At 67.9% G+C, this 23,052-nt stretch carries 18 protein-coding genes and 1 pseudogene; 9 read left to right on the top strand and 10 right to left on the bottom strand.

Annotated features, from left to right (window positions below):
* Positions 1 to 512: 512 nt before the first annotated feature.
* The 7 genes from HLK59_RS27825 to HLK59_RS27855 all read right to left on the bottom strand — a co-directional run bounded on the left by HLK59_RS27825 (position 513) and on the right by HLK59_RS27855 (position 8,022).
* On the bottom strand, positions 513 to 1,289 hold the full coding sequence (locus HLK59_RS27825; protein WP_171144271.1) for a hypothetical protein: 777 nt from the start codon (positions 1,287 to 1,289) through the stop codon (positions 513 to 515).
* A gap of 167 nt (positions 1,290 to 1,456) precedes the next feature.
* On the bottom strand, positions 1,457 to 2,479 hold the full coding sequence (gene yjfF, locus HLK59_RS27830) for a galactofuranose ABC transporter, permease protein YjfF (protein ID WP_171144272.1): 1,023 nt from the start codon (positions 2,477 to 2,479) through the stop codon (positions 1,457 to 1,459).
* Complete coding sequence (locus HLK59_RS27835; protein ID WP_171144273.1) at positions 2,479 to 3,567, bottom strand: ABC transporter permease; 1,089 nt, start codon at positions 3,565 to 3,567, stop codon at positions 2,479 to 2,481. The genes yjfF and HLK59_RS27835 overlap by 1 nt, the downstream gene beginning before the upstream one ends.
* A complete protein-coding gene (locus HLK59_RS27840) occupies positions 3,564 to 5,102 on the bottom strand; it encodes a sugar ABC transporter ATP-binding protein (RefSeq protein ID WP_171144274.1) in 1,539 nt (512 codons plus the stop codon). The genes HLK59_RS27835 and HLK59_RS27840 overlap by 4 nt, the downstream gene beginning before the upstream one ends.
* Before the next feature lie 443 nt (positions 5,103 to 5,545).
* Positions 5,546 to 5,692: a hypothetical protein gene (locus HLK59_RS27845; protein WP_171144275.1), complete on the bottom strand. Its 147-nt coding sequence runs from the start codon at positions 5,690 to 5,692 to the stop codon at positions 5,546 to 5,548.
* Positions 5,693 to 5,853: 161 nt separating this feature from the next.
* Positions 5,854 to 6,858: an ABC transporter substrate-binding protein gene (locus HLK59_RS27850; protein ID WP_171144276.1), complete on the bottom strand. Its 1,005-nt coding sequence runs from the start codon at positions 6,856 to 6,858 to the stop codon at positions 5,854 to 5,856.
* Between the two features lie 144 nt (positions 6,859 to 7,002).
* Entirely contained in the window at positions 7,003 to 8,022 is a 1,020-nt protein-coding gene (locus HLK59_RS27855; RefSeq protein ID WP_171144277.1) for a LacI family DNA-binding transcriptional regulator, read from the bottom strand.
* A gap of 285 nt (positions 8,023 to 8,307) precedes the next feature.
* Between HLK59_RS27855 and HLK59_RS27860 the strand changes: the two genes are divergently transcribed.
* From HLK59_RS27860 to HLK59_RS27895, 8 genes and pseudogenes are all read left to right on the top strand, one after another.
* A complete protein-coding gene (locus HLK59_RS27860; protein ID WP_171144278.1) occupies positions 8,308 to 9,465 on the top strand; it encodes a mandelate racemase/muconate lactonizing enzyme family protein in 1,158 nt (385 codons plus the stop codon).
* Entirely contained in the window at positions 9,462 to 10,466 is a 1,005-nt protein-coding gene (locus HLK59_RS27865) for an alcohol dehydrogenase catalytic domain-containing protein (protein WP_171144279.1), read from the top strand. The genes HLK59_RS27860 and HLK59_RS27865 overlap by 4 nt, the downstream gene beginning before the upstream one ends.
* 121 nt (positions 10,467 to 10,587) lie before the next feature.
* Positions 10,588 to 11,556, top strand: coding sequence for a hypothetical protein (locus tag HLK59_RS27870; RefSeq protein ID WP_171144280.1), 969 nt, complete (start codon positions 10,588 to 10,590; stop codon positions 11,554 to 11,556).
* Between the two features lie 96 nt (positions 11,557 to 11,652).
* Positions 11,653 to 12,759 (top strand): multiple monosaccharide ABC transporter substrate-binding protein, encoded by a 1,107-nt coding sequence (chvE, locus tag HLK59_RS27875; protein ID WP_171144281.1) that lies wholly within the window; start codon positions 11,653 to 11,655, stop codon positions 12,757 to 12,759.
* Positions 12,760 to 12,803: 44 nt separating this feature from the next.
* Positions 12,804 to 14,354, top strand: coding sequence for a multiple monosaccharide ABC transporter ATP-binding protein (gene mmsA / locus HLK59_RS27880; RefSeq protein ID WP_171144282.1), 1,551 nt, complete (start codon positions 12,804 to 12,806; stop codon positions 14,352 to 14,354).
* Positions 14,351 to 15,595: a multiple monosaccharide ABC transporter permease gene (mmsB, locus tag HLK59_RS27885; protein ID WP_171144283.1), complete on the top strand. Its 1,245-nt coding sequence runs from the start codon at positions 14,351 to 14,353 to the stop codon at positions 15,593 to 15,595. The genes mmsA and mmsB overlap by 4 nt, the downstream gene beginning before the upstream one ends.
* A gap of 59 nt (positions 15,596 to 15,654) precedes the next feature.
* A pseudogene (locus HLK59_RS27890) lies at positions 15,655 to 16,717 on the top strand (aldose epimerase family protein).
* 179 nt (positions 16,718 to 16,896) lie between these two features.
* Positions 16,897 to 18,438, top strand: coding sequence for a histidinol-phosphate transaminase (locus tag HLK59_RS27895; RefSeq protein ID WP_171144285.1), 1,542 nt, complete (start codon positions 16,897 to 16,899; stop codon positions 18,436 to 18,438).
* 88 nt (positions 18,439 to 18,526) lie between these two features.
* Here HLK59_RS27895 and HLK59_RS27900 read toward each other — a convergent pair whose 3' ends face one another.
* Together HLK59_RS27900 and HLK59_RS27905 are read right to left on the bottom strand one after the other, a co-directional pair.
* Positions 18,527 to 19,960 (bottom strand): family 43 glycosylhydrolase, encoded by a 1,434-nt coding sequence (locus HLK59_RS27900; RefSeq protein ID WP_171144286.1) that lies wholly within the window; start codon positions 19,958 to 19,960, stop codon positions 18,527 to 18,529.
* Positions 19,942 to 20,910 carry an arabinan endo-1,5-alpha-L-arabinosidase gene (locus HLK59_RS27905; RefSeq protein ID WP_171144287.1) on the bottom strand — a complete coding sequence of 323 codons (969 nt, stop codon included), beginning with the start codon at positions 20,908 to 20,910 and terminating at the stop codon, positions 19,942 to 19,944. The genes HLK59_RS27900 and HLK59_RS27905 overlap by 19 nt, the downstream gene beginning before the upstream one ends.
* A 219-nt stretch (positions 20,911 to 21,129) precedes the next feature.
* On the opposite strand from HLK59_RS27905, the gene HLK59_RS27910 reads away from it, so the two are divergent.
* A complete protein-coding gene (locus HLK59_RS27910; RefSeq protein ID WP_171144288.1) occupies positions 21,130 to 21,540 on the top strand; it encodes a hypothetical protein in 411 nt (136 codons plus the stop codon).
* Positions 21,541 to 21,600: 60 nt separating this feature from the next.
* On the opposite strand, the gene HLK59_RS27915 is transcribed toward HLK59_RS27910, so the two are convergent.
* Positions 21,601 to 22,968 carry a DUF3500 domain-containing protein gene (locus HLK59_RS27915; protein ID WP_171144289.1) on the bottom strand — a complete coding sequence of 456 codons (1,368 nt, stop codon included), beginning with the start codon at positions 22,966 to 22,968 and terminating at the stop codon, positions 21,601 to 21,603.
* Positions 22,969 to 23,052 lie beyond the last annotated feature (84 nt).

Raw genomic sequence — 23,052 nt, forward strand, 5'->3', positions numbered from 1 at the left:
CCCGCGCCCCCCTGGCTCTCCCCTGTCCGCTTCGTCGGCAGCGTCAGAAGGGTATAAGGGACAGCCCGCCCCTGGGGGCTACGCCCCCAGACCCCCATCGGCCCTGAAGGGGCCTCGTCCTCAAACGCCGGACGGGCTGAAATTGCCTGAACCGGCGTCGGGAGGCGGAGCTGCCTCGGGCGGGCTGAGATTGCCTGGGTCGGCGTCGGGAGGCGGAGCCCCCTCGGGTGCGCGCCAGGTGGGCTGTCCGGCACGGGGGCGGATCGCCGTAGAGCTGTCTCCTGTGACCCCAGGTGGGGCATCACCCGGGCTTGCGCAACGGTGAGCAGGGGACGTACCGGGGGGTGTCCGCCCGCAGCGTCGGGCGACCGACCAACCTCGCCGCCCCAGCAGGCCGTACCGCCCGACCGAGGACGGATACCCCCCGGTGCGGCACCGACCCACGACGTACGAGTAGTGCGCGACGCGAACCCCCACCGAAGCCGCACAGGCTGCCGCAGGCATCCAGCCGGCTAGGTGCACCACCACAGGAAGCGTTCGCAGGATTCTGTGGGGGAAGGGTCCGCTGTCGGTTCCGAGGTGGTGGGGGCTGTGGTCGGGGTCGAGGAGGTCGCCGGGGTTGTCGGTGCTGGGGCCGAGGTGAGGTTGGGGGCGGAGGCCGCTGCGGACTGGGCGTCCTTGTCGGGGTCCTTCTCGTCCTCGGATTCGGATGCCGAGGACGACGGGGACTTCGAGGCGTCCGGGGACGCGGAGACCGACGGGGCGGATCCGTTCTCGTCGGTCAGCGGCTCGGCCGTCGCGCTCGCCTCCGCCTCGGCCGCACCCTCCGCCGACTCACCCCCCGCTGCGGCAGGCGTCGACGACGAGCCGGGAGCGTCCAGACCGAGCTCCGCCAGGCTGAGCCCACCGGCGGCGAGTATGAAGCCCGCCGTGATCAGCAGAGTCCGCCGGCGCCGACGCCGATGCGCCGCCGCTTTGCGATCACGGCGGCTCCCGCCACCGGCGGCACCGACCGCACCGTCCTCGTCGTCATCCTCGGAGTCGTCGTAGCCCTCGGGCTCCTCATCGACCTCCGCGACCCTGCCACCCCGGCCCCGCGCACGTCTTCGCACCGCCCGGCCACCACCCTCGGGCACACCCACGGGCTCGCCGCCGTACGCCTCATGAGCGTCGCCGTCCACCTCCACCGGCTGGGCCGCGTACTCGTGGAGTTGTTGGGCTGGGGTGCCGCAGCCCGGGCAGGCGAGGGCGCCGTTGAGGTGCCTTCGGCACGGGAGGCAGTAGTCCATGACGCGGGAAGATTAAGTTCCGAACCGGTAGCGTTCCTAGAGGCAGCTGTGAAGGTTGTGTGGGGAACCGGCCGTTCCGGCGACGCGAGTTGAGGATGTTCTGCTCTCATCCCACCTCATCGCATCGAAAGCGACATCGCTCCGCGGCAGACCGGTTCTCCCTCCGCTCACGTTTCCTTACGGGTCGTCATGACGCGCTGGATGAGGATGAACGCACACAGCAGCACACCCGTGGCGATCTTCGTCCACCAGGAGCTCAGCGTGCCCTCGAACTGGATGATGCTCTTGATCAGGCCGAGGACCAGGACACCGAACAGCGTGCCCAGGACGTAGCCCGAGCCACCCGTCAGCAGCGTGCCGCCGATGACCACCGCGGCGATCGCGTCGAGCTCCATGCCCACGGCGTGCAGCGGGTCACCGGACTGGATGTAGAGCATGAAGAGAAGGCCGGCGAGCGCGGAGCAGAAGCCGCTCATCGTGTACACCGCGATCTTCGTGCCGCCCAGCGGGAGCCCCATCAGCAGCGCCGACTGCTCGTTGCCGCCGATGGCGTAGATCCGGCGTCCGAAGCGGGTGTAGTGGAGGAGGTAGAACGCCGCCGCCAGGACGACCAGGGCCACGACGGCACCGATCGACAGCTCCCCCACGCCCAGCGGCACCCGCGTCTCGGCCAGGCTGCTCACGGCCGAGTCGGTGATGGCGATCGACTCCTTGCTGATGACCAGGCACAGGCCCCGGAAGAGGAAGAGGCCGGCGAGGGTCACGATGAACGGCTGGATCTCGAAGTTGTGGATCACATAGCCCATGAGGAAGCCGCCGAACGCTCCGACTCCCAGGGATATGGGGATGACGACCAGCAGCGGCAGGCCCACGTCCTGCACCAGCCACGCCGTGAGCATCGTCGTGAAGCCGATCAACGAGCCGACGGACAGGTCGATGCCGCCGGACATGATGACGAAGGTGGCTCCGACGGCGGCGACCAGGAGATAGCTGTTGTCGATGAACAGGTTGAGGAACACCTGCGAGTCGCCGAAGCCGTAGTTCACGTAGCGGCTCAGGCCGCCGATGTACATCGCGAGGAAGAGGCCGGCCGTGACCAGGACGGGCAGTCGCCGGTCGGCGAGCAGGCGCGCGGCCTTGGAGGGGGTACGGGTCTGCGGTGTCGTGGGGGTCTTGGTGGTCGTACTCATCACGACACCTCCATCTTGGGAGCGGAGTCGGCGGGCTCGGCGGCCGCGGCGGGCGCCGCCGCCGGGGCCGCGGCCTTCGCACGGGCGCCGAAGACCTTGGCGCGGAACTTCGGGGACTGGAGGAGGCAGACGACGATGACGACGGCGGCCTTGAAGACGAGGTTGGTCTGGGTGGGGACGCCGATGGTGTAGATCGTGGTGGTCAGGGTCTGGATGACCAGGGCGCCGACGACCGTGCCGCCGATCGAGAACCGGCCGCCCAGGAGCGAGGTGCCGCCGATCACCACCGCGAGGATCGCGTCCAGCTCGATCCACAGGCCGGCGTTGTTGCCGTCCGCGGCCGAGGTGTTGGAGCTGATCATCAGGCCCGCGATGCCCGCGCACAGGGCGCAGAAGACGTACACCATGATCTTGATACGGCGGGAGCGGATGCCGACCAGACGGCTGGCCTCGGCGTTGCCGCCGACGGACTCGACCAGCAGGCCGAGGGCGGTGCGGCGGGTCAGCGCCACCGTGACGGCCACGACGGCGGCCACCACGAAGATGGAGAAGGGCAGGGTCAGCCAGTAGCCGCCGCCGATCAGCTTGTACGGCTCGCTGTTGATGGTGATGATCTGGCCGTCGGTGATCAGCTGGGCCACGCCTCGGCCGGCGACCATGATGATGAGGGTCGCGATGATGGGCTGGATACCCATGCGGGCGACGAGGAAGCCGTTCCACAGACCGCAGACGACCGCCGCGATCAGACCGAGGCCCATCGCCAGCAGCACTCCGGCGAGGGCGTCCTGGTCGGACTGGTCGCTGATGTACGAGCAGGTCAGCGCGCCCGTGATGGCGACGACCGCGCCTACCGAGAGGTCGATGCCGCCGGTCGCGATGACCAGGGTCATGCCGACCGCCACCAGGATCAGCGGCGAGCCGAACAGCACGATCGAGACGAGACTGCCGTAGAGGTGGCCGTCCGTCATGTGGATGGCGAAGAAGTCGGGTGTGAAGGGGACGTTGACGAGCAGCAGGGCCACCAGGACCACGATCGGCCAGAAGAGGTTGTGGCGCGTCAGTGCTCGCCAGCGGGAGGTGGTGGTCACTGCTGTTCTCCGCTCGCGATGGTCTCGAGGATCTTGCTGGTGGTGATCTCCGGGCCGTTGGTGAGCTGGGCGACCAGCTTGCGGTCGCGCAGGACGCCGATGGTGTGGCTGAGGCGGAGGACCTCCTCCAGCTCGGCCGCGATGTAGAGCACGGACATGCCGTCCTCGGAGAGGGAGACCACGAGTTTCTGGATCTCGGTCTTGGCGCCGATGTCGATGCCGCGCGTGGGCTCGTCGAGGATCAGCAGCTTCGGCTGGGTGATCAGCCAGCGGGCGAGGAGCACCTTCTGCTGGTTGCCGCCGCTCAACTGGCCCACCCGGGCTTCGGGGTTGGCGGGGCGGATGTCCAGCGCCCCGATGTACTTGGCGACCAGTTCGTCGCGCTGGGCGGTGGGGATGGGGCGGGTCCAGCCGCGGGCCGCCTGGAGGGCGAGGATGATGTTCTCGCGGACCGTCAGGTCGGGGACCAGGCCCTCGGACTTGCGGTTCTCCGAGCAGAAGGCGACCCCGGCGCCGATGGCGTCGTTCGGGGCGTTCATCGCCACCTGCTTGCCGCCGATGGCGACCTTGCCGCTGTCGGGCTGGTCGGCGCCGAAGAGGAGCCTGGCCAGTTCGGTGCGGCCGGAGCCCAGCAGGCCGGCGAGGCCCACGACCTCGCCCTTCTTGATGTCGAGGTCGAAGGGGGCGATGCCGCCGGTCCTGCCGAGGCCTTCCGCCGTCAGCAGCGACTCGCCGACGTCCGCGTGGAGTTGGTGGTCGTGGAGCTCCTCCAGCTGGTCCAGGGCCTTGCCGATCATCAGCTCGATCAGCCCGACCTGGTCGAGGTCGCGGACGAGGTGCTCGCCGACCAGGGTGCCGTTGCGCAGGACGGTCATGCGGTCGCAGATCTCGTAGATCTGGTCGAGGAAGTGCGAGACGAAGAGGATCGCTACGCCCTCGTCCCGCAACTGCCGCATCAGACGGAACAGTTCGAGGACCTCGTCGCGGTCGAGGCTGGAGGTCGGTTCGTCCAGGACCAGCACCTTGGTGCCGGAGCCCGAGCCGTCGCTGTCGCCGGTGCCCACCGACCGTACGATCGCGACCAGTTGCTGCACCGCGAGGGGGTAGGAGGACAGGGGGGCGGTGACGTCGATGTCTAGGCCGAGCCGGTCGACCAGCTCCGCGGCCTCCTTGCGCATGCGCTTCCACTGGATGCGGCCGGCGCGGGTGGGTTCACGTCCGATGAAGATGTTCTCCGCCACCGACAGGTTGGGGCAGAGGTTGACCTCCTGGTAGACCGTGCTGATCCCGGCGTGCTGCGCCTGTAGCGGGCTGCCGATCCGCACGGCCTTGCCGTCGAGGGTGACGGTGCCGCCGTCCAGGGAGTAGACCCCCGTCAGCACCTTGATCAGGGTGGACTTCCCGGCCCCGTTCTCGCCCATCAGGGCGTGGATCTCGCCGGGGAAGAGCCGGAAGTCGACGCCCGACAGAGCCCTTACCCCCGGAAACTCCTTGACTATGCCCGTCATCTCCAGGACGGGCTGCGGCTCTGCCATGGCAGCGCTCCTCTTGGACTCATCGATTCGGTTCAGGCCCCCTGAGCGGGGCCGATCCCGCGGGGAGCCTGGCCGGCCGAGACGTACTCGGCCGACCGGAGGCTCCCTGCCGGTGGTGCGGTCGGTCATTTCCACGATCGGTCGGCACGGCGGCCTGCCGATACGACGTTCGGTCGACACGGTCTCGGTCGGCACGGCGGCCTGCCGATACGGCGATCAGTCAGCACGGCATCCGGTCGACACCGCCAACCGGCCAGTACCGTCGGCCAGTCGACACCGCCAGTCGGTCGATACGGCGATCGATCGGCGCCACGCCCAGCCGATACAGCGAACGGTCAGCACGGCATCCGGTCGACACCGCCGCCGACCAACACCGCCAACCGGCCAGTACCGTCGGCCAGTTGACACCGCCGATCGGTCGTTACGGCGATCGATCGGCACCGTCAGTCGTCAGCACCGTCAGTCATCAGCACCGCCGGTCCGTCGGCACCGCAACCGGTCAGCACCGCCAACCACTCGACGCTGCCAGCCAGTCGACACCGCCAGTCGATCGGCACGATCGGCTGATCAGCACCGCGGTCGATCAGCACCGCGGTGGACCGGCACCGCGGTCGACCGGCACCGCCAACCGCTCGATACCGCCAGCCGGTCAGCACCGCCAGTCCGCCGGCACTGCCAACCACTCGGCACCGCCAGTCCGCCGGCACCGCCAACCGCTCGGCACCGCCGACCCCTCGGTACCGTCGATCCGTCAGTACTTGCGGGTCGGGAGGGCGTCCTTCGCCTGGTCCTGCATGAAGTCGCTCTCCTTGGTCTTGATCCAGCGCTCGACCGAGCCGCCTTCGTGGACCGTCTTCACGACCTCCATGAGCTGGGGGCCGAGCAGCGGGTTGCACTCGACGATGGCGTTGATCTTGCCCTCGGACATCGCGACGAAGCCGTCCTTCACGCCGTCGACCGAGACGATGAGGATGTCCTTGCCGGGCTTCTTGCCGGCCGCCTCGATGGACTGGATGGCGCCGATGGCCATGTCGTCGTTGTGCGCGTAGAGGACGTTGATGTCCGGGTTGGACTGGAGGAAGGCCGCCATGACCTGCTTGCCGCCGGCGCGGGTGAAGTCACCGGTCTGCGTGACGACGATCTTCCAGTCGTCGGCGTGGTCGGCGTCCATGACCTCCTTGAAGCCCTTGGCACGCTCGATGGCGGGGGCGGCACCGGTGGTGCCCTCCAGCTGGGCGATCTTCACGTCGCCCTTGAGGCCGGCCTTCTCGATGACCTTCTCGAGGATCTTGCCGGCGCGGCGGCCCTCGTCGGTGAAGTCGGAGCCGACCAGGGTGACGTACAGGGAGTCGTCGGAGGTCTCGACGGAGCGGTCGGTGAGGACCACGGGGATCTTCGCGGCCTTGGCCTCCTTGAGCACCGCGTCCCAGCCGGTGACGACCACCGGGGAGAAGGCGATGACGTCCACCTTCTGCTGGATGTAGCTGCGGATCGCGGAGATCTGGTTCTCCTGCTTCTGCTGGGCGTCGGAGAACTGGAGCTTGTAACCCGCCTCCTTGGCCGCGGACTTGACCGAGTCGCTGTTGGCGGTGCGCCAGCCGCTCTCGGAGCCGACCTGGGAGAAGCCGAGGGTGATCGTCTTGCTGCCGCTCCCGGAGGTGCTGGTGGAGCTGTCGTCCTCCTTGGCACAGGCGGCCAGGGTGCCCGCCGCCGCAACGCCGATGGCCGCAGTGAGGAAGTTCCTTCTGTTGAGCATGTTCTTCTCCTTTGAAGAGCCGGTCCGGGGAGGACCGTTGTTACTCACGGGGACCGACCGCACTGCGTCCAGCCTGTCGATCATTATTCGAAATATCGGTCACACTGGTGTGCGAATGTGGCCGATCGATGCGGTGGAGCGGTGTCAGTCGGGAGCGGTGCTGGCCCGGACGACGAGTTGGGGTTCGATGGCGACTCCGGGCGCCCCGGAGGGGGCCCGGCCCTCGATGAGGTCCAGCAGCAGGGCGATGCTGTGTTTGCCCACCGTCGCGAAGTCCTGCCGGACGGTGGTGAGCGGTGGAGCGAAGAACTCCGATTCCGGGATGTCGTCGAAGCCGACCACGGCGACATCCTGGGGAGTGCGCAGGCCGGCCTCCCGCAGTGCTCGCAACGCCCCCAGCGCCATTTGGTCGTTGGCGACGAAGACAGCGGTCAGTCCGCGGCCCACCCAGCCGGCCAGTTCCTGGCCCGCACGGTAGCCCGAGAGCGGACTCCAGTCCCCCCGCAGCGGCGCCGGCGGCTCGATGCCCGCCGCTTCGAGGGTCGCCCGCCAACCGGTCTCCCGGTCGGCGGCCTCCTGCCAGTCCTCGGGCCCGGCGAGATGCCAGACCGTACGGTGGCCGGCCGCCAGCAGATGACCGGTGGCCAGGCGTGCACCCAGTTGCTGGTCCACGTTGACGCTGGGGATCTCCGCACCGGAGCCGGTCCCCACGGCCACCACCGGGAAGGGATGGCGGAGTTCGGCGAGGGCCTCGACCGCGGAGCGCTGTGGAGCGAGGGCGATGACCCCCTCCACCCCGCCCTCGCTGAGATGGTCCAGGGCCTCGGACAGGGTCTCCACCGCCAGCCTGCGCAGACTGACCGTCGAGACGGTGTAACCGGCGGCGCGTGCCGCGTCCTCCAGCGCGAACAGGGTGCTGGCCGGCCCGTAGAGCGTGGTGTTGGAGGCGACCACACCCAGGGTCCGGGTGCGGCGGGTGGCCAGAGCCCGGGCGGAGGAGTTGCGACGGTAGCCCATCTCCTCGATCGCCCGCAGCACCTTTGCCCGGGTCTCGTCCCGGACGTTGGGATGATCACCCAGGACGCGGGAGACCGTCTGGTGGGACACCCCGGCCAGACGTGCCACATCGGCCATGGTGGGCGGCCGAAGCTGTAAGTGGTCCACGGTCGCACCTCCTGGCTCTCAGCGATCGGTTGAATGCGGTGCACATTGTGAGCGCTAACAATTCATGGCGGTCAAGAGGGCTGCATCAGGGAAGGCATCACGGTTGAATAACGCCGCAGGCTGGGAGAGTTGAGGCCGTGAGCGAATGTGGGCGTCTCCAAAACCGTTACGCCGTTCGACCACCCGACCCATTGACACCCCGACCGCGTCGTCCTTACGGTCGGGCCAGCATTTCGAACGTGAGCCGAAATTTCGAACAAGCTGAGAGAGTCTAGGGAGTAGCTCGTGCGCATCACGGGAATCAGCACGCACGTGGTCGGGACGCCATGGCGCAACCTGACCTACGTCCAGGTGCACACCGACGAGGGGCTCACCGGAGTCGGCGAGACCCGCATGCTGGGCCACACCGACGCCCTGCTCGGCTATCTGCACGAGGCGCAGGCCAACCACATTCTCGGCTCGGACCCGTTCGCTGTCGAGGATCTGGTCAAGCGGATGAAGTACGGCGACTACGGGCGGGCCGGCGAGATCGTGATGTCCGGCATCGCCGTCATCGAGATGGCCTGCTGGGACATCAAGGGCAAGGCCCTGGGCGTCCCGGTGTGGCAGCTGCTCGGCGGGAAGGTCACCGACAAGGTCAAGGCGTACGCCAACGGCTGGTACACCACCGAGCGCACCCCGGAGGCCTACCACAAGGCCGCCCAGGGGGTCATGGAGCGCGGCTACCGGGCGCTGAAGATCGACCCGTTCGGGACCGGGCACTTCGAGCTGGACCACGAGCAGAGCATGTACGCCGTCTCGCTCATCGAGGCCGTCCGGGACGCCATCGGCCCCGACGCCGAGCTGATGCTGGAGATGCACGGCCGCTTCTCCCCCGCCACCGCCATCCGCCTGGCCCGGGACCTCGCCCCCTTCAAGCCCGCGTGGCTGGAGGAGCCGGTGCCGCCGGAGAACCTGAAGGCGCTGGAGAAGGTCGCCGCCAAGGTCGACATGCCGGTCGCCACGGGTGAGCGCATCCACGACCGCATCGAGTTCCGCGAGCTCTTCGAGAGCCAGGCCGTGGACATCATCCAGCCCGACGTGGGCCACATCGGCGGTATCTGGGAGACCCGGAAGCTGGCGGCGACCGCCGAGACCCACTACATGCTGGTCGCGCCGCACAACGTGGGCGGCCCGGTGCTGACCGCGGCCTCGCTCCAGGTCGGCTTCACCTCGCCGAACTTCAAGATCCTGGAGCACTTCAACGATTTCGCGGACGCGGACATCAAGAAGGTCGTCAAGGGCGCCCCGCAGGTCGTGGACGGCTACTTCGAGCTCTCGCACGAGCCGGGCCTGGGGGTCGAGCTGGACGTCGACGCGGCGGCGGAGTTCCCGCAGCAGCAGGCCCGCTTCGACCTGTGGGCCGACGGCTGGGAGCAGCGCAAGCCGAAGGGCACCGAGTGAGCACCGCGGTCGTCATCGGGGCGCCCGGCGAGCACGAGCTCGTCGAGCACACCCCGCGCGAGCCCGGCGCCGGGGAGGCCCTGGTCCGCGTCCACGCGGTCGGCATCTGCGGCAGCGACCGCGAGGTCTACCAGGGCAACCGGCCCGAGGGCTACGTCCGTTACCCGCTCACCCCCGGCCACGAGTGGTCCGGCACGGTCGAGCAGGTGGGCTCCGGGGTCCCAGCCTCTCTGGTCGGCCGCAAGGTCGTCGGCGAGGGCTTTCGCAACTGCCAGGTCTGCGACCGCTGCCACGAGGGCGAGACCACGCTGTGCACGGCCGGCTACGAGGAGACCGGCTTCACCCAGCCCGGCGCCATGGCCACCACCCTCACCCTGCCCGCCCGCCTGCTGCACGCCCTCCCGGACGACGCCGACCTGACCGCCGCCGCCCTCCTGGAACCCGCCGCGTGCATCGCCGCCGCCGCGCTCAAGGCGAACGCCCGGCCCGGCGAGCGCGTCGCCGTCGTGGGCACCGGGACGCTCGGGATGTTCGCCGTGCAGTTCCTGAAGGCGGGCTCGCCCTCGGAGCTGCTGGTGGTCGGCACCCGCCCGGACCGGGCGGAGCTGTCGAAGAAGTTCGGCGCCACCGACTTCCGCACCAAGGACCAGGAACTGCCCGACGACTTCGACGTCGTGATCGAGACCGCCGGGTCCGCGTCCGCCGCGAACACCGCGGCCGCGCTGCTCAGACGCGGCGGCCGGCTCGTCCTGACCGGTATCCCGGCCGCGGGCGCCGACGGTCTCGACCCGACCGACCTCGTCGTACGGCAGCTGGAGGTGCACACCGTGTTCGGGGCGCCGCCGGACGCCTGGGCGCACACCGTGCGGGTCTTCGGCGCCGGACTGCTCGACCCGCTGCCGCTCGTCACGCACGAGCTGCCGCTGGATGAGTTTCCGCAGGCCATCGAGTTGGTGGGGTCCGGCGACCCGAAGGTCGGAAAGGTCCTCCTACGGCCATGACACCCCCCTGAGCCGTACGCCGGTACGGGGTACCTGACGACTTCGTACCGGCGTACGCCCAAGGCCTTCTCCATCCAGAGCCGCGACCCTCGTCCGAAATATCGAACCTGAAGGACAGCTTGTGACCGAGACCACCGCCAGCGCGGCCCGACGACCCGGTGAGCAGGCGCTCGCTGCGCTCGGCCTCGACGCGCCCGCGCACGATCCCGCCGACGCCTCCCCGCACTCCTTCCCCGGCGGCGGCCGCTGGCGCACCGAAGTGCCCTCCGTGGAGGGCCCCGAGGCCCTCGCCGTGGTCCTCAAGGAGTCCTCGCGGCTCGATGTGCCGGTGCACCGGGTCAGCCAGGGCAGCGGCGTGTGGATGCTGACCGACGCCGAGATCACCGAGATGGTGGAGGCGACCGCCGAGCGCGACATCGAGCTCTGCCTGTTCACCGGCCCCCGCGGCACCTGGGACATCGGCGGCTCGACCCGGACCGACTCCAGGGGCGGCGGGCTGCGCGCCCGGGGGCACGACGCGGTCGCCGGGTGTGTCGAGGACGCCGTCCGCGCCACCGAGCTGGGTGTGAAGTGCCTCCTCGTCGCCGACGAGGGCGTGCTGTGGGCGCTGCACCGGGCGCGGGTCGCCGGGATCATCCCGGCCGACACGACCCTGAAGGTGTCGGCGCTGATCGGACCGGTGAACCCGGCCGCGTACGCCGTCTACGAGAACCTCGGCGGCGACTCGATCAACGTGCCCAGCGACCTGACGCTGGATCACCTCACCGAGATACGCCGGGTGTCGGGCGCCCCCATGGACATGTACATCGAGGCCCCCGACGACCTCGGCGGCTACGTGCGGATGTACGAGGTCGCCGAGCTCATCCGGCGCGGCGCACCGATCTATCTGAAGTTCGGTCTGTCGAAGGCCCCCGGGATCTATCCGTACGGGCATCACATGCGCGAGCTCACGCTGTCCACCGCCAAGGAAAGAGTGCGGCGCGGACGGCTCGCCCTGGACCTGCTCGCACGGCATGGAGCGGACGGCGACATGGCGCCGCTCGGCTCGCGACTGCCGGGCGCACTGAAGCGCTTCGAAACGCCTGCATAACGTTCCGGACAACACCTTCACAAAAGTCGACGCAGTCACACAGACTCCGACACGACTTCGCCAGACCGATCGCCTCGAACATCAAGGAAGATGATCATGATCAACCGTAGAGCCGCTCTCTCCGCCATAGCCACCTCGGCCGTCCTCGCCCTCACCCTGACCGCCTGCGGCCAGGACAGCGAGGGAGGCAGCGCGGAGGAGACGGGCAGCGCCAAGGGCGGCACCATCGGCATCTCGATGCCGACCAAGTCCTCCGAGCGCTGGATCGCCGACGGCAAGAACGTCGTGGCGGACCTGGAGGCCAAGGGCTACAAGACCAGCCTGGTCTACGGCGAGGACGACCCGGAGAACCAGGTCTCGCAGATCGAGAACCTGATCACCAAGGGCGTCAAGGCGCTCATCATCGCGGCGATCGACAACAAGTCCCTCAACGGCGTGCTCCAGCAGGCCAAGGACGCGAACATCCCGGTCATCGCCTACGACCGCCTGATCCTCGGCTCGGCGAACGTCGACTACTACGCGTCGTTCGACAACACCAAGGTCGGCGAGCTCCAGGCCAACTACATCGTCGAGAAGCTGGGCCTCGCCGAGGGCAAGGGCCCCTTCAACGTCGAGCTGTTCGCCGGCTCCAACGACGACAACAACACCAAGTACTTCTTCAACGGCGCGATGAGCGTCCTGCAGCCGTACATCGACAGCAAGAAGCTGGTCGTCCAGTCCGGCCAGACGGGCCTCACCCAGGTCACCACGCTGCGCTGGGACGGTGCCACGGCGCAGAAGCGCATGGACGACATCCTGACCAAGTCGTACTCCAGCAAGAAGGTCGACGCGGTCCTCTCGCCCTACGACGGCATCTCGATCGGCATCCTGTCGGCGCTGAAGTCCGACGGCTACGGCACCAAGTCCAAGCCGCTCCCGGTCCTCACCGGCCAGGACGCCGAGCTCGCCTCGGTGAAGTCGATCATCGCGGGCCAGCAGACGCAGACCGTCTACAAGGACACCCGTGAGCTCGCCAAGGTCGCCGGCAGCATGGTGGACGCGGTCCTCAACGGCAAGAAGCCGGAGACCAACGACACCAAGACCTACGACAACGGCTCCAAGGTCGTCCCCGCCTACCTGCTGAAGCCGGTGAGCGTCGACAAGACCAACTACAAGGAGATCCTGGTCGACGGCGGCTACTACACCGAGGGCGACCTCAAGTAGTCCCTCACCGCCTGTAGACAGAACAGAGATTGGAAGGCACGACCATGGCGGGACCCGTCCTGGAAATGCGCTCGATCGTCAAGACCTTTCCCGGTGTCAAAGCGCTCTCGGACGTCACACTGACCGTCCGGCAGGGCGAGGTCCACGCCATCTGCGGTGAGAACGGCGCCGGCAAGTCCACCTTGATGAAGGTGCTCTCCGGCGTCCATCCGCACGGCACGTACGAAGGCGAGATCCTCTTCGAGGGAGAGCGCTGCGAGTTCAAGGACATCCGCGCGAGCGAGCATCACGGCATCGTGATCATCCACCAGGAGCTCGCGCTGGTGCCCTACCTCTCCCTCGCGGAGAACATCTTCCTCGGCAACGAGCACGCCAAGAGCGGGTTCATCGACTGGCGCGAGACCCTGCGGCACGCCAGTGAGCTGCTGCGCCGGGTCGGTCTGAGCGACCACCCGGAGACCCGCGTCGCCGACATCGGCGTGGGCAAGCAGCAGCTCGTGGAGATCGCCAAGGCGCTCTCGAAGAAGGTGAAGCTGCTCATCCTCGACGAGCCGACCGCGGCTCTCAACGACGAGGACAGCGGCAAACTCCTGGATCTCATCCTGGAGTTGAAGAACCAGGGCATCACCTCGATCATCATCTCCCACAAGCTCAACGAGATCCGCAAGGTCGCCGACTCGGTGACGATCCTGCGCGACGGGCAGACGATCGAGACCCTCGACGTGAAGGCCGACGGGACCTCCGAGGACCGGATCATCTCCGGCATGGTGGGCCGCGACCTCGACCACCGTTTCCCCGAACGCACCGCGTACGAGGGCGAGTCGGACGCGGCACCGGCCCTGGAGATCCGCGACTGGACCGTGCACCACCCGATCGACCAGCAGCGCAAGGTGGTCGACGACGTGTCGATCAGCGTCAAGCGCGGGGAGATCGTCGGCATCGCGGGCCTGATGGGCGCGGGACGTACCGAACTCGCCATGAGCGTCTTCGGCCGCGCCTACGGCCGGCACGCGGGCGGCACGGTCCTCAAGGACGGCAGGGAGATCCGTACGAAGACCGTCTCCGAGGCGGTCAAGCACGGCATCGCGTACGTCACCGAGGACCGCAAGCACTACGGCCTCAACCTCATCGACACCATCAACCGCAACATCTCGCTCAGCGCGCTGAACAAGGTGACCAAGCGGGGGATCGTCGACGAGCACAAGGAGCGGCAGGTCGCCGAGGGCTTCCGCAAGTCCATGAACATCAAGGCGCCGACCGTCTTCGAGCCGGTGGGCAAGCTGTCCGGCGGCAACCAGCAGAAGGTCGTCCTCAGCAAGTGGATCTTCGCGGGTCCCGATGTGCTGATCCTGGACGAGCCCACCCGCGGTATCGACGTGGGCGCCAAGTACGAGATCTACACCGTCATCGACCAGCTGGCCGCCGAGGGCAAGGCGGTCGTCTTCATCTCCTCCGAGCTGCCGGAGCTGCTCGGTATGTGCGACCGCATCTACACGATGGCCGCCGGGCGGCTGACCGGCGAGTTCTCACGGGCCGAGGCCTCGCAGGAATCGCTGATGCGACAGATGACCAAGGACAAAGAGGTAACCCGATGAGCACCAACGTGACCAAGAGCCCGGCGGTGGCTCCGCCCGGGAAGAGCGGGGGACCGTCCTCCGGCAACGGGTTGCTGCAGCTGATGCTGGACGGCCTGCGCCGCAACATGCGCCAGTACGGCATGCTGATCGCCCTCGGCCTGATCGTCGCGCTCTTCGCCGTGTGGACCGACGGCGTCCTGATCGAGCCGCGCAACGTCTCCAACCTGGTCCTCCAGAACGCCTACGTGCTGATCCTCGCGATCGGCATGATGCTGGTCATCATCTCGGGCCATATCGACCTGTCGGTCGGCTCGTTGACGGCGTTCGTGGGCGCGTTCGCGGCCATCCTGACCGTGCAGCACGACGTGGCGTGGCCGGTGGCTGTGGCGCTGAGCCTGGTGTGCGGCGCGGTGGCCGGCGGCATACAAGGGTTCTTCATCGCGTATCTCGGCATACCGTCGTTCATCGTCACCCTCGCCGGCATGCTGATCTTCCGCGGCTTCACCGAGATCCTGCTGGACGGCCAGACCCTCAGCCCGTTCCCCTCGGGCCTGGAGAAGATGGGCAACGGCTTCCTGCCGGAGACCGGCCCGGACACCAACTACCACAACATCACGCTGCTGCTGGGCCTCGCCCTGATCGTCTTCGTGGTCCTCCAGGAGGTCCGGGACCGCAAGCGCCAGCAGGAGTTCTCCCTCGACGTGCTGCCGCGGAACATCTTCCTGCTGAAGCTCGTCTCGATCGTCGCCGCGGTCCTCACCGTCACGATGCTGCTCGCCAGCTACAAGGGCGCGCCGATCATCCTGCTGATCCTCGGCGGACTGCTCGTCGGCTACGGCTACATCATGCGCAACGCCGTCTTCGGCCGTCACATCTACGCGATCGGCGGCAACCTGCCGGCCGCGAAGCTGTCCGGTGTGAAGGACAAGAAGGTCGTCTTCCTCGTCTTCCTGAACATGGGCGCGCTGGCCGCCCTGGCGGGTCTGGCGATCGCCGCGCGACTGAACGCGGCCTCCCCGAAGGCGGGTCTGAACTACGAACTGGAGGCCATCGCCTCGGCGTTCATCGGCGGCGCGTCCATGAGCGGCGGTGTCGGCACCGTCCTCGGCGCGATCATCGGCGGTCTCGTCCTCGGCGTCCTGAACAACGGCATGAACCTCCTCAGCGTCGGTTCCGACTGGCAGCAGGTCATCAAGGGCCTCGCCCTGCTGGCCGCGGTCGGCTTCGACGTCTGGAACAAGCGCAAGTCCGGTTCGTAGACCTGATGACCTGATCGACCGGATCGGATCGGGCCCCGCCTCGCGGCGGGGCCCTTCCCATAGGAGGAGGCACCGGTGAAGACGCTCTTCGGCACACTCGCCGACGGGACGGAGATCCACAACTGGTCGCTGGAGAACGGCGGCACGCGTATGGAGGTCCTGTCCTACGGCGGGATCGTGAAGTCCCTGGAGGTCCCCGACCGGCACGGCCGGTACGCGAACGTCTCCCTGGGCTTCGACCGTATCGAGGACTACGTCGACTCCAGCCCGTACTTCGGGGCGCTGATCGGCCGCTACGGCAACCGCATCGGCAAGGGCGCCTTCACCTTGGACGGCTCCGGGTACCAACTCTCCGTGGACGACGGGGAGAACAGCCTGCACGGCGGCGCCGACGGCTTCGACCGGCGGGTGTGGGACGTCGAGCCGTTCACCGAGGGCACCGACATCGGCCTGCGGTTGTCCTACACGTCCCCCGACGGCGAGATGGGCTACCCGGGCACGCTCCGGGTGCGGGTGACGTACACCCTCACCGAACACGGCGACTGGCGCATCGACTACGAGGCCACCACCGACCGGGCCACCGTCGTCAACCTCACCAGCCACGTCTACTGGAACCTCGCGGGCGCGGGCAGCGGCACGATCCAGGACCACGAGCTCCAGCTCGCCGCGTCCCGCTACACACCCACCGACCCGGGACTGATTCCGACCGGTGAACTGGCGCCGGTCGAGGGCACCCCCTTCGACTTCCGCGAGACCAAGCCGATCGGCCGGGACCTGCGCACCGGGCACCCGCAGCTGCTCGCCGCCAAGGGCTACGACCACAACTGGGCGCTGGACAAGGGCGTCACGGCCGAGCCGGAGCACATCGCGACCCTCCACGACCCGTCCTCCGGCCGCACCCTGAGGATCGCCACCAACGAGCCGGGCGTCCAGTTCTACTCGGGCAACTTCCTCGACGGCACCCTGGTCGGGCCGGACGGACGCAGCTACCGCCAGGGCGATGCGCTGTGCCTGGAGACACAGCACTATCCTGACTCCCCGAACCACCCGTCGTTCCCGTCGACCGTGCTCAGGCCGGGCGAGACGTACCGGACGACGACGATTCACACGTTCCACGCGTGACACCGCATCCCGTGTGAAACTTCTTCACAGGCAGCACACAAGTTCTTACCGATTTCTCAGCGGTTGAACAGTGCCACCCCAGCCTCCGTATGTATGGGCGGCCCGTGCTCCCCCGCGCGGGCCACCTAAAGACGACGGTCCCGGTCGTCCCCACCGGGTCCGCCCCATACGGAGGTTCCATGGCCAACAACGTCACCTCGCTGTTCCAGGCCACCGCAGCACACAGCCCCTCGATGGCTGCGTTGACGCGAGCGGCCGGCGACGGGGCGGGGCCGATCGACTTCTGTATCCCGGTCAACCCCTACTTCCCCACCCCGGGGATGTGGGACGAGATGTCGGGCCGCCTGCGCGACATCATCACGTACTACCCGAGCAGCGCCGACACCATCACCTCCGAGCTCTGCAACCTCCTCCAACTCCCGCCGTCCGCGGTGGCGATGGGCAACGGCTCCACCGAACTCATCACCTGGATCGACCACCTGCTGGTCCGTGAGTCCCTCGCCATCCCCGTCCCCACCTTCGGCCGCTGGACCGACCAGCCGATGGAGACCGGTAAGCGCGTCGACATGTTCCCGCTCCAGGAGTCGAGCGGATTCGCCCTGGACCTCGCGCAGTACGCCGAGTTCATCCGGGCCCGCGGCACCCGCGCCGCGGTCATCTGCAACCCGAACAACCCCGACGGCGGCTTCCTGCACAAGCACTCGATCGTGCAGTTCATGGACGCCATGGCGGACCTGGACCTCGTCGTCATCGACGAGAGCTTCCTGGAGTTCGCGGACGCGGAGGCGGAGCCGTCCGTGGTCCAGGAGGCGATGCTGCGCCCGAACGTCATCGTCCTGCGCTCGCTCGGCAAGAACTTCGGTCTGCACGGCATACGTTTCGGCTACATGGTCGCCAACCCGGCGCTCGCCGGCCGGGTCCGCTCGATGCTGCCGAAGTGGAACCTCAACGCCTTCGCCGAGTACGTGGTGTTCATGCTGAAGGAGCACGGCGCCGAGTACGCCCAGAGCCTCCAGCAGGTCTACCGGGACCGCCTCGACATGTCGAGCCAGCTCTCCGCGCTGCCCGGCCTCACCGTCTACCCCTCCCAGGGCAACTTCCTCTTCGTGCGCCTCCCCGTGGGCGCCGAAGGCACCGTGGTCCGGGACCGACTGCTCACCGAGCACCGGATCCTGGTCCGCGAGTGCGGAAACAAGATCGGATCGTCCAGCCGCTTCCTGAGACTCGTGGTGCGCCCCCAGGTGGACGTGCGTCGCCTGGTGTCCGGCCTGGAACAGGTGCTCTACGGGACCAGGAGGGGAGCCGCCGTGCCCGAGCTGGCTACCGGGACCAGTTACAGCTCGGGTACGGCGGCCGTGGACCGGCTGGTCGGCGCGTCCAACGGGGCGGGGATGCCGGGGCTCGCCGCGCAGGCCATGGCCTCAGGCCCGTCCTACGGCGGTGGCGTGCCGATGCCGCAGCCGATGCCGATGCCGATGCCGGCGGCAGCGCAATTCGCTCCGCAGATGCCGCAGGTGCCTCAGCCGCAGGTTCCTCAGCCGATGGCTCCGGCCGCCGCCGCTCCTTCGCCGTTCGCCGCGCCTGCGGGGCCCACCCCGCCCGGGGTGCCGGCTCGGGGTGGGCTCACCGCCGCGCAGGTGCGGGGTACCAATGGGTTGGCGCCGGCTGCGGCGTCGGGGTGGCCGAACACCGGGAGCTGGCCCAACGCCGCGGGTGCCTGAGCGCCGTAGGGGCGCGGGTTCGTGCGCGAGTGCCGGTTCGTCGTGACTGGTCGCGCAGTTCCCCGCGCCCCTTATAGGCGCGTCTTGGTTACACCGGGTTCAGCTTCCACTGTTGGCAGTTGTTGGCCAACCACGTCCACTGCCTCACATCCGCCGCGTCTGCCGTGGAGCAGTTGGCCACGTCCGCGACCTTGCCCGTGGCCTGGTTGACGATCCTGACCCAGCTGTTGTCGGTGACCACGAACCTGAACCGCTGGCAGGTGTTGTTCAGCCAGCTCCACTGGCGCAGGTCGGCGCCGTCGGCGCTCGAACAGTCCGCCGTGTCCAGAACCTTGCCGCCGGCCACGTTCACCAGCCTGCTGGTGTCGTCGCCCTGGTCCTCGATGCGCCACTTCTGGTTGTTGCCGCCGTTGCAGGTGTACTGCTGGACGTTGGCACCGTCGGCCGTCGAACTCCCGGCGACGTCCAGGCACTTGCCGCTGTTGCGGTTGATGAGGGTGTACGTCGTGGAGGTGGCCGAGGGTTCGCCGGACGGGCCGGTCAGGCTCGACCCGAGGGCCACCGGGGTACCGAGGTCGGGCGTGCCGTCGGAGTTCCAGGTGAACTTCTGGGCGCGGGTCGTACGGCCGTTGTCGCAGCCGTCCGAGGCCGAGTCGTTGGCGTGGTAGACGATCCAGTTCTCGGTGCCGTCGGGAGAGGTGAAGAAGCCGTTGTGGCCCGGGCCGTAGACACCGGCCGAGTCATTGCGCTGGAAGACCGGTGTGGACTTCTTGGTCCAGGAGGAGGCCGCCAGCGGATCGGAGCCGGTCAGGGTGAGCCGGCCGAGCTTGTAGTCGGGGGTCCAGCAGCCGCTGCCGGAGTAGATCAGGAAGGTCTGCCCGTTGCGCTGGAGGATCTCCGGGCCCTCGTTGACCGTGCCGTTGCGCTCCCAGTCATAGGTCGGCGTCGAGACGGTGGAGAAGCCGGTGGCGAGCGTGTACGGGTTGGACATCCGGGCCGCCACCAGGTTCTGGGTGCCGCCACCGCTCGCGCTGCCGAACAGATACAGCTGGCCGTTGATGGTCGCGACCGTGGGGTCCAGCATCCAGGCGGAGTTGAGCTGGTTCCGGTAGGTGTAGGGGCCCGTCGGGTCCGTCCCCGCGCTCTCCAGAACATGGGTGCGCTGGGTGGGGTTGTAGTCGGAGACGTTCTGCCCGGCGACGTAGTACAGGTACCACTTGCCGTTGAGGAAGTGCAGCTCCGGGGCCCAGATGTTGCAGCAGCGGGAGTCCGCGTCGCCCGTCCACACCTGGATGTTGGGCGCGGTGGCGAGCCCGGCGAGCGTGGCCGACTTCCGCATGGTGATGACGTTGGTCCAACTCGTCGTCACCAGGTAGTAGTTGCCGTCGTAGTACGAGATCCAGGGGTCGGCGCCCTTCTGCGTCTTGACCGGGTTGGCGAACGAGGCGGCGCTCGCGGAGGACTGCCCGAGGGACAGGGCGAGGACCAGGGCGGCCAGCAGGGTCAGTAGGCGACGGGCCATCCGCTGCTCCAGTTCAGAAGGTTGATGCCGAGTTTGGGGGTGCCGTTGTCGTTGCCGTCGTAGTAGTGGTAGACGATCAGGTCACCGTCGGAGTCGCTCATGATCGACTGCCCGCCGGGTCCGATGTACCGCCCGTGCGACTCCAGGACCGGCGTCCCTCCGTTGTTCATCAGGGAGACGCCGTTCTGGTCGTGGTACGGCCCGGTGACGCTGGTGGCGCGGCCGACCTTGACCTTGTACGTGGAGCTGGTGCCGGCGCAGCAGGTGTCGTACGAGGCGAAGAGGTAGTAGTAGCCGTTGCGCTTGACGATGGACGGCGCCTCGACGGCCTTGGTCCCGATGGGGCGGGACGCGAGGGAGTACCGGGTGGTGTTCGAGGAGAGCTGCTTCCCGGTGCCGGGGTCGATCTGGATCATCTTCAGTCCGGTCCACCAACTGCCGAACGAGAGCCACCACTTGCCGTCGCCGTCGACGAAGAGATTCGGGTCGATGGCGTTGTAGTCGCTGGACGTGGTGGAGGTGTGGACGGTGCCGTAGTCGGTCCAGGAGCCGGGCAGTCCGGTGGCCGAACCGGCGAGCCCGATGGCGGACTTGTTGGACCCGAAGGTCGAGACGGCGTAGTACATCAGGTACTTGCCACCGTGGTACGAGATGTCCGGCGCCCATGCCTCGGTGGCGTACGAGGACCACCAACTCGGCTTGGTGGCGAAGGCGTCACCGCCGGCCGTGAAGGCGATCCGGTCGGTGGAGGTTCGGTAGCCGAGCCCGCCGCCGGTGCCGTAGAGCAGGTAGCGACCCGCCGATGTACGGATCATGGTCGGGTCGTGGACGACGGTGGCGCCGGTGACCGTACCGGGGTTGGGGTACGCGGAGGCGGTGGAGGGGATCAGGGCCAGCAGTAAGGCTGCGGGGACGGCGAGAAGTGCGGTTCTGCGGGAGGTGCGGCTCACGCTGACGCTCCTTCCGTTCGATATTCCGATCACTGATCAGAGCTTCGGACGGACCGTAGAATCGAACCACTTGCGCGTCAACAGCCCGGACATTCACAGGAGTTCGCAACCAAAAAGATCTTGTACGGAGGTCAACCATTGGGCATAGTCCGTCCACAGTGTGAAGCCCGCGTGAAGACTTCTCGCGCCATCCGCCTTTGCCCGCAAGGAGACCACGGCATGCCCAAGATCAGACACCTCGCCATAACCGCCGCCGCGGCAGCGGCCCTCGTGGTCGGTACGGCCGGTTCGTCCTACGCCATCGACACGGCCAGCTCCAGCAACTCCTGCGGAGCCGCGTACTTCTACCCCGACGGTGACACCTTCCGGATCCTCGACGTCTGTTCGGACGGCAAGGGTGTGCGCCTCCAGTACACGAACCCCACGACGGGCACCCCGTCCACCAGCAACACGAAGATCCACGTGGACTACACCGGCGGATACACCGGGTGGAGCCTGTCCAACGCCTACGTCTACGACACCGACATGAACGAGGCCGCCTGCTTCTACTTCCGCGTCGGCCACGTCGACGACGGCTCCTTCGTCAGCGGCTCCTACGGCGGCTGGAACCTGGCCTGCGCCGCGCAGTGACACACGTTCGCGCCCCCGGTTCCGAGTTCGGAGCGGGGGCGCGGCTGTGCTGAATGACCGTCAGTGGTCGTTCTCCAGATGCAGCTTCAGCAGATCGATGCCGTAGTCACCGCCGTTGGGCGTGCGGACGATGGTGTGGATGTGCTCCTGGGAGGGCGTACCGCCCCCCATGCCCATGCCACCGCCCGGGCCGCCATCGTTGGAGCCGGCACTCGCGCCGGCGCTGGCTGTAGCAGTGTCACCCTTGTAGAAGAGGGGTGCCTGGGCGTCGTACTCGATGAGGACGACCGGACTGTGGATCCGGTAGTAGAAGGCGGAGTCGTCCTCCGTCTCCCCCATCCAGTAGAAGTACGTGTCGTCCAGATGCTTCTCCACCTCGGTCATCTTGACCTCGGCGTGGCCTTCGTTGATGTAGCCGATGTACACCCGGGCCAGATCGAGCAGCTTCTCCTGCTGCGCGGAGGTGAGCTCGGAGCACTTCAGGCCCTCGTAGGCGAGCTTGAGGTTGTCCTGGCCCGCGCCGGCCTTCATGTCCTCGTTGCCGTTCGACTGCGAGGAGACGGCCTTCTTGAGCTGCGCCGCGGTGAGGGAGCGGATCATGGTGAGACCGACCGTGGTCTCCGGCTTGAAGAGGGTGATCTTCTCGCCCTTGTACGTACCGGTGGTGGGCTCCGAGCCCATGAAGGTCGGCGTCATCACGACCTGGTCGCCCAGGACGAAGTAGTTGATGGCGACATGGTGGCCCTCGTACTGGAAGCCCCACGGCTCCGAGGTCGACGGGGTGCCCATGAAGGTGAAGAAGTAGTGGCCCTCGGTCAGGGTCTTCTGGCCGCCGCCGTTGGAGTCGCCCAGGAAGGCGTTGAGCTTCATGATGCCGCGGGTCTGGGTGAGCCCGTCGGCGGAGAGGGCCTTGCCGAGAAGCGCGTAGCCGAGCTCGCGCTGCTTCTCGGTCAGATCACCCATACGGACGCCCTTGCGGTCGTAGCCGTCGACATTGCTCCACGCCGTCCACTCATCGGCGTCGATGTCGAAGACACAGGACTTGCGCTCCTTGGTGGACAGCCCGTCCAGGAACGCCTGCGCGGCCTTGACCAGCGCGTCCGTGGAGACGTCCGTGGAGTGGATCGTGTACAGGTCGTCGACGACCTTGCCGTCGGTGGTGACACCGACGACATCCGCGTACTTGACCTGGGAGGCCCCGGGACCCATACCGCCGCCCCCTCCACCACCGGGTCCACCGGAGGGCATACCGCTGGGGGCGCCGCCCGGAGCGGCGGAGGACGAGGCGGAGCTCGCCGTGTCGGAGGAGCTGGAGGAGCAGCCGGTCATGGTCGCCACAGCGGCGACTCCGCCGGCGAGCAGCGCCTTGTTCATGAACCAACGGCGACTGCGCTCGGTTTCGGGGGTGCGGGGTCGGTGTCCGTGCATGTGCAGCAGACTCCATGCCCTACCTGAAGCGTTCCTCAGCGAAACCTGTGAACCGGAAGGTCGACCTCGGCCCGCACGGTCTCC

The sequence above is a fragment of the Streptomyces sp. S3(2020) genome (genome assembly GCF_013044505.1).
GTDB lineage: Bacteria > Actinomycetota > Actinomycetes > Streptomycetales > Streptomycetaceae > Streptomyces.